This is a genomic window from Qipengyuania pacifica (assembly GCF_019857205.1).
Taxonomy (GTDB): Bacteria; Pseudomonadota; Alphaproteobacteria; order Sphingomonadales; family Sphingomonadaceae; genus Qipengyuania; species Qipengyuania pacifica.
The window spans coordinates 104,922-119,793 of the sequence record NZ_JAHWXO010000003.1; the positions used below are offsets into that span (position 1 = coordinate 104,922).

Annotated in this window: 12 protein-coding genes; 8 read left to right on the forward strand and 4 right to left on the reverse strand. The window is 61.0% G+C overall.

Annotated elements, in window-relative coordinates:
* Positions 1 to 28 precede the first annotated feature (28 nt).
* The 4 genes from gatC to gatB are packed head-to-tail and all read left to right on the forward strand — an operon-like array spanning position 29 to position 3,438.
* Positions 29 to 331 (forward strand): Asp-tRNA(Asn)/Glu-tRNA(Gln) amidotransferase subunit GatC, encoded by a 303-nt coding sequence (gene gatC, locus KYK83_RS05865; protein WP_196846737.1) that lies wholly within the window; start codon positions 29 to 31, stop codon positions 329 to 331.
* Positions 331 to 1,812, forward strand: coding sequence for an Asp-tRNA(Asn)/Glu-tRNA(Gln) amidotransferase subunit GatA (gene gatA / locus KYK83_RS05870; RefSeq protein ID WP_222827553.1), 1,482 nt, complete (start codon positions 331 to 333; stop codon positions 1,810 to 1,812). Before gatC ends, gatA begins: the two co-directional genes overlap by 1 nt.
* Positions 1,809 to 1,949, forward strand: coding sequence for a hypothetical protein (locus KYK83_RS05875; protein WP_158246564.1), 141 nt, complete (start codon positions 1,809 to 1,811; stop codon positions 1,947 to 1,949). The genes gatA and KYK83_RS05875 overlap by 4 nt, the downstream gene beginning before the upstream one ends.
* The gene (gene gatB, locus KYK83_RS05880; protein WP_222827554.1) at positions 1,942 to 3,438 is read left to right on the forward strand and encodes an Asp-tRNA(Asn)/Glu-tRNA(Gln) amidotransferase subunit GatB; all 1,497 of its coding nucleotides are present in this window, start codon (positions 1,942 to 1,944) and stop codon (positions 3,436 to 3,438) included. Before KYK83_RS05875 ends, gatB begins: the two co-directional genes overlap by 8 nt.
* Positions 3,439 to 3,470: 32 nt before the next feature.
* Here gatB and KYK83_RS05885 read toward each other — a convergent pair whose 3' ends face one another.
* The gene (locus KYK83_RS05885; RefSeq protein ID WP_222827555.1) at positions 3,471 to 3,743 is read right to left on the reverse strand and encodes a hypothetical protein; all 273 of its coding nucleotides are present in this window, start codon (positions 3,741 to 3,743) and stop codon (positions 3,471 to 3,473) included.
* A 209-nt stretch (positions 3,744 to 3,952) separates the two neighbouring features.
* On the opposite strand from KYK83_RS05885, the gene KYK83_RS05890 reads away from it, so the two are divergent.
* Together KYK83_RS05890 and KYK83_RS05895 are read left to right on the forward strand one after the other, a co-directional pair.
* On the forward strand, positions 3,953 to 6,133 hold the full coding sequence (locus KYK83_RS05890; protein WP_222827556.1) for a S46 family peptidase: 2,181 nt from the start codon (positions 3,953 to 3,955) through the stop codon (positions 6,131 to 6,133).
* Between the two features lie 96 nt (positions 6,134 to 6,229).
* On the forward strand, positions 6,230 to 7,078 hold the full coding sequence (locus tag KYK83_RS05895) for a hypothetical protein (RefSeq protein WP_222827557.1): 849 nt from the start codon (positions 6,230 to 6,232) through the stop codon (positions 7,076 to 7,078).
* Positions 7,079 to 7,165: 87 nt separating this feature from the next.
* Here the strand turns inward: KYK83_RS05895 and KYK83_RS05900 are convergent, their stop codons facing one another.
* The 3 genes from KYK83_RS05900 to KYK83_RS05910 form a co-directional block, all read right to left on the reverse strand.
* A complete protein-coding gene (locus KYK83_RS05900) occupies positions 7,166 to 7,471 on the reverse strand; it encodes a hypothetical protein (RefSeq protein WP_103022534.1) in 306 nt (101 codons plus the stop codon).
* 89 nt (positions 7,472 to 7,560) lie between these two features.
* On the reverse strand, positions 7,561 to 10,425 hold the full coding sequence (locus KYK83_RS05905; RefSeq protein ID WP_430299072.1) for a M16 family metallopeptidase: 2,865 nt from the start codon (positions 10,423 to 10,425) through the stop codon (positions 7,561 to 7,563).
* A gap of 73 nt (positions 10,426 to 10,498) precedes the next feature.
* Positions 10,499 to 12,727 carry an acylase gene (locus KYK83_RS05910; RefSeq protein WP_103022535.1) on the reverse strand — a complete coding sequence of 743 codons (2,229 nt, stop codon included), beginning with the start codon at positions 12,725 to 12,727 and terminating at the stop codon, positions 10,499 to 10,501.
* 119 nt (positions 12,728 to 12,846) lie between these two features.
* Between KYK83_RS05910 and KYK83_RS05915 the strand changes: the two genes are divergently transcribed.
* Together KYK83_RS05915 and KYK83_RS05920 are read left to right on the forward strand one after the other, a co-directional pair.
* On the forward strand, positions 12,847 to 14,292 hold the full coding sequence (locus KYK83_RS05915; protein ID WP_103022536.1) for an ATP-binding protein: 1,446 nt from the start codon (positions 12,847 to 12,849) through the stop codon (positions 14,290 to 14,292).
* Positions 14,293 to 14,320: 28 nt separating this feature from the next.
* Positions 14,321 to 14,662: a tRNA-binding protein gene (locus tag KYK83_RS05920; protein ID WP_199797714.1), complete on the forward strand. Its 342-nt coding sequence runs from the start codon at positions 14,321 to 14,323 to the stop codon at positions 14,660 to 14,662.
* Positions 14,663 to 14,872 lie beyond the last annotated feature (210 nt).

The window sequence follows — 14,872 nt, forward strand, 5'->3', positions numbered from 1 at the left end:
GGCCCCCCGCACCGCTAACGCGCGCGGTATGTCAGTTACACGCGAAGAAGTGGCGAAGATCGCCTCGCTCGCCCGCATCAAGATGGGCGAGGATGAACTCGAACGCATGGTGCCCGAACTCAACGGCATCCTTGCCTGGGTCGAACAGCTGGGCGAGGTCGATTGCTCCGGCGTCGAACCGATGACCGCGGTCATCCCCAATACGTTGCGCCTGCGCGACGATGTGGTCGATGCCGACCCGAAGACCGCCGGCGGGCGCCGCGACGATGTGCTCGCCAACGCCCCTGCTGCGGAACACGGCTTCTTCGGCGTGCCCAAGGTGATCGAATAATGAGCGATATTCTCGACTTAGGCGTCAAGGACATCCGCGACGGGGTGGCCAAGGGCGACTTCACCGCGCGCGAAGTGGCAGATGCTTTCAATACCGCCGTCGCCGCCGCGAGCGAACTCAACGCATTCATCGTGACGACGCCCGACCACGCCACGGCGGCCGCCGACGCGGTGGATGCGCGGCGCGAAAAGGGCGAAGATCTCGGCAAGATGGGCGGCGTGCCGATCGGCATGAAGGACCTGTTCGCCACCAAGGGCGTACAGACCACCGCGGCAAGCCACATCCTCGAAGGCTTCACCCCGCAATATGAAAGCACCGTGTCGCAGAACCTCTGGGATGCAGGCGCGGGCATGCTGGGCAAGCTCAATCTCGACCAGTTCGCCATGGGCAGCTCGAACGAGACCTCCTATTTCGGCAATGTCTCGTCTCCTTGGAAGAAAGACGGTACGAATGCCGCGATGAGCCCGGGCGGGTCATCCGGCGGTTCGTCCAGCGCCGTCTCCGCACGCATCGCACCGGCGGCGACCGGCACTGACACCGGCGGATCCATCCGACAGCCTGCTGCCTTTACCGGCATCTGCGGCATCAAGCCGACCTATGGCAGATGCAGTCGCTGGGGCGTAGTGGCCTTCGCCAGTAGCCTCGACCAGGCCGGCCCCATGGCGCGCAGCGTCGAAGATTGCGCAATCATGCTCGAGGCGATGGCCGGTTTCGATCCGAAGGATTCGACCAGCCTGCAAATGGACGTGCCAGCCTGGGAAGCGAGCCTCGATGCCGACCTGAAGGGCAAGAAGATCGGTATTCCCAGAGAATACCGCATGGACGGCACCGACGAGGAAATCCTCAAGAGCTGGGAGCAGGGCAAGGAATGGCTGCGCGATGCGGGCGCCGAGATCGTCGATATCTCTTTGCCGCATACCAAATATGCGCTGCCTGCCTATTACATCGTCGCACCTGCCGAAGCGTCGAGCAATCTCGCGCGCTATGACGGCGTCCGTTATGGCCTGCGCGATCTCCCCGACGGGGCGGGGTTGCAGGATATGTACGCCGCCACCCGCGCCGCCGGTTTCGGAGATGAGGTCAAGCGCCGCATCCTGATCGGCACTTATGTGCTGAGCGCCGGCTTCTACGATGCCTATTACACGCAGGCGCAGAAGATCCGCACGCTCATCAGCCAGGATTTCTCGGCAGCGTTCGGCGAATGCGACGCGATCCTTGCACCGACCACGCCGACGGCCAGTTTTCCGCTGGGCGAAAATCAGGACGATCCGCTGGCGATGTATCTGAACGATGTGTTCGCGGTCCCGGCCAGTCTCGCCGGTCTGCCCGCGATGAGCGTGCCGGCCATGCTCAACGCCGACGGTCTTCCGCTTGGCCTGCAGATCGTTGGCAAGCCCTTCGACGAACAGGGCGTGCTGAATGCCGGGCTGGCGATCCAGCAGCGCGCCGGGTTCGATGCGAAACCGGAGAAGTGGTGGTGAACGAGGCCATCTTCACACTCGTAGCCGCCGTGGCGGTTCTCGGCGTGATGGCGGTGCCCGCAATCCTTTCGAGGCGCATCAGCCACGGCGAGGCACGTTTCAAGAGCGACAATGGAAAGTCGAAAGACGATGACTGATTATCGTATTCAGGGCGCAACGGGCGAATGGGAAGTCGTGATCGGCCTGGAAGTCCACGCGCAGGTCACGTCCAACGCCAAGCTGTTTAGCGGCGCCAGCACGGCTTTCGGTGCCGAGCCCAACTCGCAGGTCAGCCTTGTCGATGCGGCGATGCCCGGCATGCTTCCGGTTCCCAACCGCGAATGTATCCGCCAGGCCGTGCGTACCGGCATGGCAATCGAGGCGCAGATCAACAAATACAGCCGGTTCGATCGCAAGAACTACTTTTATGCCGATCTTCCGCAGGGCTATCAGATCAGCCAGCTCTATCACCCGATCGTGGGTGAGGGGCAGCTGCTGATCGATGCAGATGAAAAGGCCGGTATCCCAGAGGACAAGGTCATCGGGATCGAGCGCATCCATGTCGAGCAGGACGCCGGCAAGTTGATGCACGATCAGCACCCCACCATGTCCTACGTCGATCTCAACCGCAGCGGCGTGGCCTTGATGGAAATCGTGTCCAAGCCCGACATGCGCAGCCCCGCCGAAGCCGGTGCCTATGTGCGAAAGCTGCGTTCGATCTTGCGCTATGTCGGCTCGTGCGACGGCAATATGGAAGAAGGTTCGATGCGCGCCGACGTGAACGTCAGCGTGCGCAAGCCGGGCGAGGAATTCGGCACGCGGACCGAAACGAAGAACGTCAATTCGGTGCGCTTCGTCATGCAGGTCATCGAATACGAGGCGAACCGACAGGTGGATGTGCTGGAGAACGGCGGTACGGTCGACCAGGAGACGCGCCTGTTCGACGTGGCGAGCGGCACGACGCGGACCATGCGCAGCAAGGAAGATGCGCATGACTACCGCTACTTCCCCGATCCCGACCTGCTGCCGCTGGAGCTTGAAGACGGCTTCCTCGACGAATGCCGTGCCAGCCTGCCCGAACTGCCCGATGCCAAGCGCAAGCGGTATGAGAATGAGCTCGGTCTGACGCTGTACAACGCGCGCGAACTGACGGCGGAGGTTGAGACTTTCGCCCGGTTCGAGACCTTGCTGGCTGCAGCCGCAACGAAGATCGGCAAGAGCGAGGCGCAGGTCGCAACGCAGGTGGCGAACTGGGCGCTGTCGGTTGCGCCGGGCGTCCTGAAATCGCTCGGTGACGAAGCCGATCCAGCCAATGCGACCGCACAGGCGCAGGCCGGCATCCTCGCCATGCAGGACAAGGGCGAGATATCGGGTGGCCAGGCCAAGGAAATTTACGAAATCGTCCTTAAGACTGGCCGCGATCCGGAAGAGATCGCCGATGCCGAAGGCCTCAAGCAGGTCAGCGATACCGGTGCGATCGAAGCCGCGATCGACAAGATCATCGCAGACAACGAGGACAAGGTCGCCGAATATCGCGGCGGCAAGGACAAGCTCTTCGGTTTCTTCGTCGGCCAGACGATGAAGGCGATGCAGGGCAAGGCCAATCCTGCGGTGGTCAACCAGATCCTGAAAGACAAGCTGGGCTGACGCGAACGTCGAAGCGCGTCATTGGCGCTGGTTCAGGACGTTTGCGGACAGTCCGGATTGTCCGCGACTTCCCAGATGCGGTCCGATCGTCCGTCGCGTTCCCGCGCATAGCGAGCGAGTTGAACCAGTTGTTCCTGGGTATCCGGACGGTCGTTATCACAGACTACGGCAAGGACCCGGCTTTCCAGCGCTAGGTCCGGACTGGGCTCGACGGCTGAAGGGCTGTCGCTGCCATCGTCGGCGAGCGAGCAACCGGCCAGTCCGGTGGCGAGCAAAAAGCATATGGCTGTGTGTTTACCCAGCATGTTGCGGAAGGTGCGCGCCTCATTTGTTCATTTCAAGGCAGCGACATTCGTCTGATCCCTTCCCAGAAGCCGCTCGTCCTGCTTGCACCGTTCTGCGGCTAAACTTTGTGTGTGGTCAAAGCCATGGCCTCGCTTGAACGGTGCAGCCAAGCGGACTAGCGATATCGGCGGGACGCGCGTTCGGCGCGCTGGAAGGGATCGTACCTATCATGTCAAAATCTGTTTTTGCTGCGGCGCTGCTCGCCGGCGCAGCCATATCCACTCTGTCGCTGGGAGCGCCGCTCGCTGCCAAGGAAGGGATGTTCACGCCCGGACAATTGCCCGAGATCGCAGACGATCTGCGCAAAACCGGCCTGGAAGTATCGCCCGAAGCCTTGTCGGACCTGACGGGCTTTCCGATGGGCGCCATTGTCCAGTTGCAGGGTTGTTCGGCCAGCTTCGTTTCGGACGAGGGGCTGGTGGTTACCAATCACCACTGCGCCCGTGGATCGGTGCAGTACAATTCCACGGCTGAAAACAATTATCTCGAAAACGGCTTCCTCGCCAAGGCGAAGAGCGAAGAATTGCCCGCCGCACCCGGATCGCGCGTGTATGTCACCACCGATATCAGCGATGTGACGGCGCGCGTCCGCGAAGGCATCGACGCCCTTTCGCCAAATGAGCGTTACGATACCGTCGATCAGCGGGTGAAGGATATCACCGCGGAATGCGAACAGGACGCTGGATATCGTTGCCTGGTCGCCAGTTTCTATGGCGGCGAGGAATACACGCTGATCAAGCGGCTCGAGGTGAAGGACGTACGGCTGGTTTACGCGCCGGCCGATTCTATCGGCAAATATGGCGGCGATATCGATAACTGGATGTGGCCGCGTCACACTGGCGATTTTTCATTCTATCGGGCTTATGTCGCACCGGATGGGACCTCTGCCGAATATTCGGAAGACAATGTCCCGTACCGTCCCAAGCATCATCTCAAGGTGAGTGCTGCCGGTCTCGATGACGGCGATTTCGTTATGGCTGCAGGCTATCCAGGATCGACCAATCGCTACACGCGGCTCGGCGAAGTAAAGAACACGTTCGAGTGGACCTATCCGACATTCGTCACGCTGCTGAACAACTGGATCGACACGATCGAGGAAGCCGCGCCCGAAGGTTCGGATGCGCGCGTGAAGTATGAATCGCGCCTCGCCGGTCTCAACAACTACGAGAAGAACCTGCGCGGCCAGATCGACGGCGCGCGCCGGGTCAATCTCGTCGGCCTGCGCGCAGAACGCGAAGCTGAGCTCGATGCCTGGATTGCTGCCGACCCTTCGCGCAGCGGCTATGGCGAAGCGATCGCGGCTCTCGATGAACTGTCGGAAGAAAGCGCCACGGCGGCCCGTACCAATTTCTGGTACGGCAATGTGACAAACCCTCAGTTGCTTGGCACCGCGCAGCGTCTCTATCGCCTTGCGAAGGAAAAGGAGAAGCCCGACGCCCAACGCGAGAGCGGGTATCAGGAACGCGACATGGCGTTCTTCCGGCAGGGATTGCAGGCGCTTGACCGGCGGTACGATGCTTCGATCGACAAGGCTGAATGGCTCCTGTTCCTGAACGGTTATCTGGCTCAGCCTGCGGCCGAACGTGTTGCCGTCTTCGATCAGGCGACAGGCCTGGTGGGCGTGACCGATGCCGCTCAGGCCGAGCCGATCGTGGATCGGTATTATGCCAACACGACGCTGGGCGATACTGAAACGCGCCTCGCGCTGATGGATGCAAGTGTAGCCGAACTGGAAGCGAGCAAAGACCCGTTCATGCAGCTCGCGATCGCTCTTTACGACTACGGGATCGATCTGGAACAGCAGAGCGAGGAACGGGCAGGGCGCGCGCTGGTGCTGCGTCCGGCCTATATGCAGGCAATCACACAATGGCAGCGCTCTCAAGGCATCGCCACCTACCCTGATGCCAACAGCACGCTCCGCGTCACGTATGGCAAGGTTCTTGGCGGTAGCCCGCGTGATGGCATGGCCTATCTGCCATTCACCACGCTGGAAGGCATACTCGAAAAGGACACGGGCGAAGACCCGTTCAATGCGCCGGCCAAGCAACTGACCGAAATCCGTGCGGGCGATTATGGCGACTATGCGCTTGACAGTATCGGATCGGTGCCGGTCAACTTCCTGTCGGACCTCGACAGCACTGGCGGCAACAGCGGCTCCGCAACACTCAACTCACGTGCCGAACTCGTGGGCCTGTTGTTCGACGGGACCTTCGAAAGCGTCAATTCGGACTGGTATTTCGATCCGCGCACCACGCGCACGATCCATGTCGATACCCGTTACATGCTGTGGGTGATGGACAAGGTCGATGGTGCACAGGCACTGATCGAAGAAATGGACGTAGTGCGTTAACGCATTGAGAAGTATGAGTGAACGAACGGATGAGACTTCGCGGTCTCGTTCGTTCGTTTCGCGATTACACATATGATTTGCACCGGGGGGAGCAATATGAAGTTCTGGACAGTCTTGATACCGTGCGCGCTGGCAATGTCGGCACCGCTTTGCGCTGAAACGCTTACCAATGCCGATGTCCTCACTCTGCTCGATGCGGGGCTGGGGGACGAAGCCGTCATCGCCAAGATCGAAACCGATCAAGGCAGTTACGCTACCGATACGGCGACCTTGCTGGACTTGAGGACCAAGGGCGTGTCCAGCGCCGTGATCGCGGCGATGGTCAAGAAGACATCTGTCGCACCGGCCATGTCGGACAGCGCAGCCGATCCGCTGGCTCCACATTTTCCCGGCGTCTACCTGTACGACGACTGGTCGGCTGAGCCGCGGATGTGGAAGATCGACCCGACATCTTCCACACAGACAAAAACGGGCGGCATTTTCGGATATGCGCTGACGGGTGGAATCGCCAGCGCGAGCGTGAAGGCGGTCATTCCGGGGGAGGAAGCACGATTTGTTTCTCCCAAATCCAACCCGGTATTCTATGTCTATCTCGGCAATGCCAATGGCGAGGCGAGCGGAACGTTCTCGACAGGGTTCGGCGCATCGGTCCAGTCGCCGAACGAGTTCTCGCTCGTGGAACTGGAGCAGAAGAAAGGCCGCCGCGAAGCGCGTATCGGCAGTATGAATATTGCCGGTGCTAAGGCGGGGGTGATGGACAAGGACCAGATCCCTTTCACCTACGAGCAGGTGACGCAGGGAGTGTACAAACTGACGCCGGAGACTGCGCTGGAGAAGGGCCAGTATGGCTTCATCTTCGCTGTTGGCGGAGGGGCCGGCCCCGGCCTCGTGGGTAGTGCGGGCACAGCCGGCGCGCGCGTGTTTGCCTTCGGCGTGGGCGAGTAGGTTAGGGCGAAAGACCCGGTTCGCGGCGGGCACAATAAAAGGCGCCGGGAAATCCTCCCGGCGCCTTTGTCATTTATCGGTTTGCGCTCAGCCCTGGCGCTGGCCGGTCAGCGGCATGTCGCCAAAGGCGCCTGCGTTCACCGTACCAGTCAGCTGGTCGCCGTTCACGTTGGCGGTGCAGTTGAGGGTCATCGGCATGGGGACGGTCATGTCCATCGCCCAGGTAAGCGTGTCGCCATCGATCTTGCCGTCCTTGACGTCCATGGAGCCCATGCCGCCAGCCATCGATCCGGTAAAGGTGTTCCCGTCGTCGCCGGGGACTACGGTGAAGGTGCCCTTCTGTTCGCCCATCGGGCTCTTGACGACGGTGTCATAAGTACCTGCTACGGACATGAAAATTCCTCTCTTCGGTTAGCAATCTGGAGTGGCCGCTAGATCGCCCTTGCTGACATCAATGTCAACAAGGGCGATCTCGATAGCAGTCACTGACCCATCTGTACGACTTCGACATCGAGGCCGAGCTTTTCGAGCTGCGGCTCCACGACAGTTGCATCGCCGACGACGACCCAGACAAACCGGTTGGCATCGATTGCGGCGCGCACCGCTTCGTCCAGACTGCTGCGGGTCTGCGAGCGATACCGGTCTGCGAGCAATTCGTAGTAATTGTCCGGGCGGCCATACATGGCGTTGTTCTGCATGGCTCCGAGCACGGCGCCGGAGGTTTCGAACTGGCCAGGCAATTCGCCGATTTCTGCAGTGACGATCCGGTCCAGCTCCGCTTCGCTGACGCCGCGGGTGTCGAGGAATTCCCCGGTTTCGCGGATCAGCTCGGCCAGCGCATCGCCGGTACGATCGGCCTGGACTGGAGCCGCAATGTTGTAAGCGACGGCCTTCTCGCGTGTCTGCGGGAAGCCGCTTACGCCATAGCTCCACCCCTTTGTCTCGCGCAGGTTCATGTTGAGGCGTGCGAGGAAATTGCCACCCAGCGCATTATTCCCATTGAGGAAATCGACATAGGTTTCATCACGCGCATCCACCGGCGTCCGCTGTCCACCGAGAATAAAGCTCTGCGGCGAGTTCGGACGATTGACCAGAACGATGCGAGCTTTTTCCGGCACGGCGGCCATGTCGCCGAAACTCTTGGTTCCCTTTGCTACTGTGGGCGCCTGCCAGTCGCCGAACACCTTGTTCAGCGCGGCAGTGATTTCACCCATCGGGCGATCCGAAACTACGAAAATCTGACCATTGTCGGGGCGGATCCAGCGATCCTTGAAGCCGGTGATGTCGTCACGGGTCAAGGCAGTGACCGAAGCCACTGTGCCACTGTCGGCACCGCCGTAGGGGCTGTCTTCCCCGTAGATGATCGGAGCGAGCGTCCGCGCCGCGATCGACTGCGGCGTGCGCAATTCCTGTTCGATACCGGTGATCTGTTGCGCGCGCACGCGCTCGATTTCAGCAGGCGCGAATGCAGGGTTGCGCACAATGTCGGACATAAGCTCAAGCGACGGCGTGAGATTGGCCGACAGTGTCGACAGGGTGAAACTGGACCGGTCGAAACCGCCGCCAACGGAGATCGATGCGCCGAGCCGTTCGCTGGCTTCGGCGATTTCCTGCGAGTCCATCGTTGTGGTGCCTTCGTCGAACAGGCCGAGAGCCAGCGCTTCAAGACCGCGTTTGTCCACCGGGTCGGAAGCGGTGCCGGCGTCGAACGACATCGTTATATATGTCGCGGGGACCGCGTCCCGCATAGCGTAATGAAGCTCCATCCCATTCGCGAGCCTGGTATGCTGGACGTCGGGAAAATCGAGCGTAGCGGTCGTCGCGATGGGCGGCTTTGGCCGTTCTTTCGTTACCGTGATCTCGCTCGCCCCTGCGGCTTCGTCAGTGGCCGCGGTGGCAGAGGCAACCGATGCCGCTTCTTCATACTCGCCTTCGCGCTCGCCCGGTTCGAGAACCAGCGTCAGGGCCGGCCGGGTCATCCAGCGCTGCATTGCGGACTGAACTTCGCCAGGCGTCAGCGTTGCAAGGATTTCGAGCTGGCGGGCGTAGAAATCTGGATCGGCGGCCAGCACTTCACCCGAAGCCAGTGTGACGGCCTTACCGCCGAACCCGCCTACCTGCTCAAGCCCACGGATCGTCTGGGAGACGGTCGACGTTGCTGCGCGGCGCACCTCGTCCTCTGTCGGGCCCTCGGCAATGAACTGTGCAACGAGTTCATTGAGCCGGGCTTCGACCACGGCAGGGTCGACACCTGGCCGCGCGGTTGCGCCCACGTTCAACACACCGACGCGCTGCCACGAATAATTGCCGGCTGAAACGCCGACGGCCAATTGCTCATCACGGACGAGAGTCTTGTCGAGGCGGCTGGAAGACAGGCCACCGAGGATCTGCGTTCCTACCGTCAATGCGGTAAGTTCGCGGTCGGTAATCCCGGGAGCGCTCCAGTATTTCGAAATATTGGTGGCTGCGACCTGATCCTTCATCACCGTGCGCACATCCTGCGCCAGTTCGGGGACGTTCGCCTGGGCAGGATCGTTGACCGGTCCGCGGGAAATCGGGCCAAAATACTTTTCCACCAGCGTACGGGCTTCGGCGGCAGTTACGTCGCCCGCAAGCACCACGGTCGCATTGTTCGGACCGTAATTGTCGCGGAACCAGTTCTGGACGTCGGCCATGCTGGCCTGATCGAGGTCGGCCATAGAACCGATCGGCGTATGATCATAAGGGTGCGGAGCAGGGAACAGCGTCTTCACGATTTCATAGAAGACCAGACCGCCTGGCTGATTGTCGCCCTGCCGTTTTTCGTTCTGGACAACGCCGCGCTGGTTATCGAGTTTTTCCTGCGTGATCGCGCCCAGCAGATAACCCATGCGGTCGCTTTCCAGCCAAAGGGCGCGTTCAAGCGCCGGCTTGGGAACGGTCTGGAAATAATTCGTACGGTCGAAATTGGTCGTGCCGTTGTAATCGGTCGCACCCATTTCCTGCAGGTACTGGAAGTAGTCTTCCGGCGCATTTTCGGAGCCGTTGAACATGAGGTGTTCGAACAAATGGGCGAAACCGGTCTGGCCCTTCGGTTCGTCCTTGGAACCGACATTGTACCACACGGCCAGCGCGACGATTGGCGCCTTTTTATCGGTATGCACAATGACATCGAGGCCATTGTCCAAGGTGAATTTTTCATAGGGAATCTGGACTTCGTCGATCAGCGTTGCGAGCGCTGCGGGCTCGTCCAGAGTGCCTGCTTCGGCAACGGGCGCTGAAGCATTGGCCATGGACTGGCCGTTCGGCGTTGTCGTGCATGCTGCCAGAACGAGCGAGGCGACGCCCGCAGCAAGTACCGATTTCATTTTCATATAAAACCCCCTTCGATCAAGTCGTTCGATTCGACTCGATATAACAGACAGATGGCAGGCTAACCCGTCATCGAGAATGCGTCACGACCTCTCGGGACGCGGAATTGGCAAGCACGTCTTCACGCCAGAAATGGACCGGCTTCAGGCGGTGCTGGACGAATAACGTCGCTTGGTCGGTGTAATGCGGCGACGCAGGCCGCGTCGTGGCCGCGCCGAATGGCTGGATGGAGCGTGAGGAAACCCGCTGGCCGGGAAGCCATTCCACCCACTGGATGAAACTGTCGCCATGTCGAACCGACAGACGGCCATCGTCGTCCACATCCCATAGGGTCGAGGCACGCAGCGTATCCGATCCGCCATCCAGCGGCAGATCCACATCGCCTTGGCGCAAACGCAGCAATTCGCTCATCGGTGGATCGATGCGGCCAAAATGGCCCTTGAGATGAGCGACCTGTTTCGCCAGCTCTTCGCGGACATCGGGCCAAGGCTTATTCTGATAGCTGGAGGCCATGAACTCACGGATCATCAGCAGTGCCAGCGCATCGGCCTCGCCGACATTGTTGGCGGTAAAATCCCAGTTCATCAGCATGTGGCGCGCGCGCGCAAGCCCGGCGTCATCCGAAAGATCGAGTGCAGCCAGATCATCCCACAGACGTGCGACATAGCCTTCGCGCTCGTAGGCGGTATCGTATTTGATCTTCTCCAGCGTCGCCCGGTCGAGCAACTCTGCCTCGCTCATGAGCTTCCACGCCCTGCGGGAACGGTTGGTCTGCTTGAGTTCGACGCCGAGTTCGGGGGCAAAATCGTCAGGCGACAGATCGCTGCCTTCCCCTGCGGCGGCGTAGGGCGCATTGTTCGCATTATAGAGCCAGCCGCTCGCCGGGTTCACATATTTGGGTAGTGACTGATAGGGCACCGGGCCAGACCAGATCGCGCGCGGATCGTCGCCCGGCAGGATCTTGCGCCAGTCGTAACCCTTCGCACGGTCGGGCAGGGCAGCATTGTAAATGAAGGCGATGTTGCCTTCCTTATCGCCATAGATGAAATTGGTGGACGGAATGTCCATCCGCGCAAGAATGGCCTGGAATTCGTCCAGATCGGTTGCCTTGTTAAGGCGATAATAGGCGTCGAGTTGCCCCAGATTTCCCATCCCGCCATAGCGGACGGCGAAATAGCCATTGTCGTTCTTGATCACCGGGCCGTGAACACTTCGATAGATCGTGCGACGGATCGGCAGTGTGATGGGCCCCAGCTTTACCGGCAGGGTCACAGTCTGCTTTTCCAGATCGCGCCACTGGTCACCGATGCGGTACTGTGTCCCGTCATCGTTCATGACCAGCTTGTAGATGTCCACCATGTCAGGCGTGTTGACCGTATTGGTCCAGCCCAGATGTTCGTTGTGACCCAGGAAAGGGAAGGGGCTGCCCGGGAAGTTGGCGCCGGCATAATGCCAGCCCTCGTCGCTTTCGACCACCAGTTCGTACCAGGCGACGCCGCCGCGCCATGGCTGGTGGCTATTCGATACCAGAATGGTTGGCCCGCCTGATTTTTCGGGCATCACGGCAAAGGCATTCGATCCGGCCAGCGCCCCGTCCTCGCCCCATGGCAGGGGTCGTGCTTTCGTCTGCCTTGGCGGCGCAACTTCATCGTCTCGGATGACTTCGACGGCATCCGTCGCCGGCGTGGCTTCACGGCTGCTGAGCGGGATCGCAGGGCCATGCTCGGGGCGCAGTTCCTTGCCATCTACCAAAGGCCCGATGACGTCCCCGAGGCCGAAGAAGAACGGTTGGCGAAGCGCGAAACCCGCTGCCACGTCGACACCGTCGACGGGAAACAGATTGCCAAGCTTGACCTCGTCCGGATGTTGAAGGGCATAATCGTTCAGGCCCGTCGCATAGGCATCGAACAGCGCGCGCGTGTCTTCGGGCAGCCGCGGGTAACTTTTCTCCGCCGTGCCGCGCGCATCGAGCAGGTGATATGCATAATCGAATGCCGCACCGTCCTGCCCGGCGATCGCGCCATATCGCCCGCGGCTCATCGCAACCACATCCTGAAGGGTGAAGAAATCGTCCTCCGAATGGGCGATGGCGACGCCATAGGCGACATCGGCATCCGTCTTGCCGTAGATGTGCGGTACGCCGAATTCGTCACGACTTATTTCAGCAGTGTAGGCCCGATCGGGCGGGGCGATATCGTCGCGTTTGGCCCAGAAAGGCTCCCACGTGGCCAGCGCGACGAATGTTGCCAGCACAAGCACCAGCAGCGCAAAGCCGATGCGCCCCAACCATTTCTTCATGAAATCCCGTCCTCTCTTGCAACGGGGTTAGCGATACCGGGCCGAACTCGCAATGCGATTGGGCAAAACCCTGCGGCAGCTGTTTCCCGATCCGGATTCGGCTGTCTAACCCGCCAGCAGTGACAGCGCAGATCACCATCGGCCACGAATCTTCCGGCAAACCGGTCGAGTTCGACATCGAGGAACTCCTCGCAACCCGTTTGCTCGTGCAAGGCAATTCGGGAAGCGGCAAATCACACCTGCTGCGTCGCCTGCTCGAAGAGAGCGCCGGCATGGTGCAGCAGGTTGTCATCGATCCCGAAGGCGACTTTCCCTCGCTCGCGGACAAGTTCGGCCATGTGGTCATCGACGGCGCGGCCTATTCGCCGCCCGAAATCGAAGCGCTTGCCCGCCGTATCCGTGAACATCGTGCCAGCGTGGTGCTCGATCTCGATGGCTTGGAAGTGGAACAGCAGATCCGCTGCGCTGCACAGTTTCTCACTGCTCTGTTCGATGCCCCGCGCGAACATTGGTATCCCGCCCTGGTCGTGGTGGACGAGGCGCAGATGTTCGCCCCTGCGGCTGCGGGCGAGATGGCTGAGGATACGCGCCGCATGACGCTGTCGGCGATGACCAATCTCATGTGCCGCGGCCGCAAGCGCGGACTGGCCGGGGTGGTCGCGACCCAGCGACTGGCGAAGCTTGCCAAAAACGTTGCTGCCGAAGCTTCGAACTTTCTGATGGGACGAACTTTTCTCGACATCGACATGATCCGTGCAGCCGACCTGCTCGGGATGGAGCGCCGGCAGGCGGAGCGTATTCGTGAACTGCAGCGCGGCCATTTCCTCGCGCTTGGCCCTGCCATCACAAGGGTGCCGCAGGCGGTGAAGATCGGCCCGGTAAAAACCGGTCATACGGTTCGCAGCGAAGGCCTGATGGCGCTGCCTGACACGGCGCCCGAGGATATGGCGGCGCTGCTCACCACCGATCTCGCGAGCGAGGTGGCCAAGGCGCCCCCGCCGCCCGCGCCGCCACCCGCGCCGCGGATCGACGAAATGGAAGACAGCATCGCTCATGCAGAAGAACGGCAGGTCGCCGCGCCGGAGCCGATCGATACGTCTGCCGTTGCGACACGGATCGCGGAGATTATCGCCGAGCTCGCCGGCGAAGAGGGCATCGCTTTTCAGTCTGCGAGCGCACAATATCAGACGTTTCTCACCCGGTGCCGCCGTGAACGCCTGATTGGGCCCATGCCCGACATGCGCGGTTTCCGCCGGCGCTTCGCTGTTGCCGGGGCCGGCCTCAGTGAACTGGAAGAACCCGTGCAGGCGAGGATCATGCAACTCGCCGGGACCGTCGAAGAAGATTTGCTCGGGCCCTTCCTCGTCATCGCCAAGGCTGCGCATGCCGGTGAAACGCAAGTCGACGAACACGCGCTTGCACGGGCCTATGGCACCAGTTCGCCCGGCCGCATCCGGCGCCTGCTCGATCACCTCGAACGGCAGGGCCTGGTCGTAGTGCGCGAAGATTTCGGCGGCGACCGGACAATCATGGTGCCGGGACTGGAACCGCTCACCCAGGGTTGATGACCCTCACCGTGCTGCATAGGTCCACATGATGGACTATGCAGACTTTAGGCATTTCGCAGCGCTCGACATTCGCGCCGGCACGGTAACCCGGGCCGAGCCCTTCCCGGAAGCCCGCCGCCCCGCCATCAAACTGTGGGTCGATCTGGGGCCCGACATCGGCGAGCGTAAAAGCTCGGCACAGATCACCGAACACTACACCCCTGAAAGTCTCGTCGGGCAACGGGTCATGGCAGTGGTCAATTTCGCCCCGCGCCAGATCGGGCCCTTCATGTCGGAGATACTCGTGCTCGGCTTCCCGGACGCAAACGGCGCGATCCTCCTCGCACGGCCCGAAGCCAGCGTTGCCAATGGCGCTCGTCTGGCTTGATTGCGCACAAAACTGTAAAGCCACACGCGCCGGTCAACCGTTCGCCGACGTTTAACTTCAGAGATGGCATGACACTGACGAACGGCGCGATCTCAGCTCGGTTGCTTTACACCGCGACCGTCAAAAGAGGACTTCGTCGAAAATAACGACCTCAACCTATTGTGTTGTATATACGTCACACCATATCGCGTTGGTAATCACACGGGGATA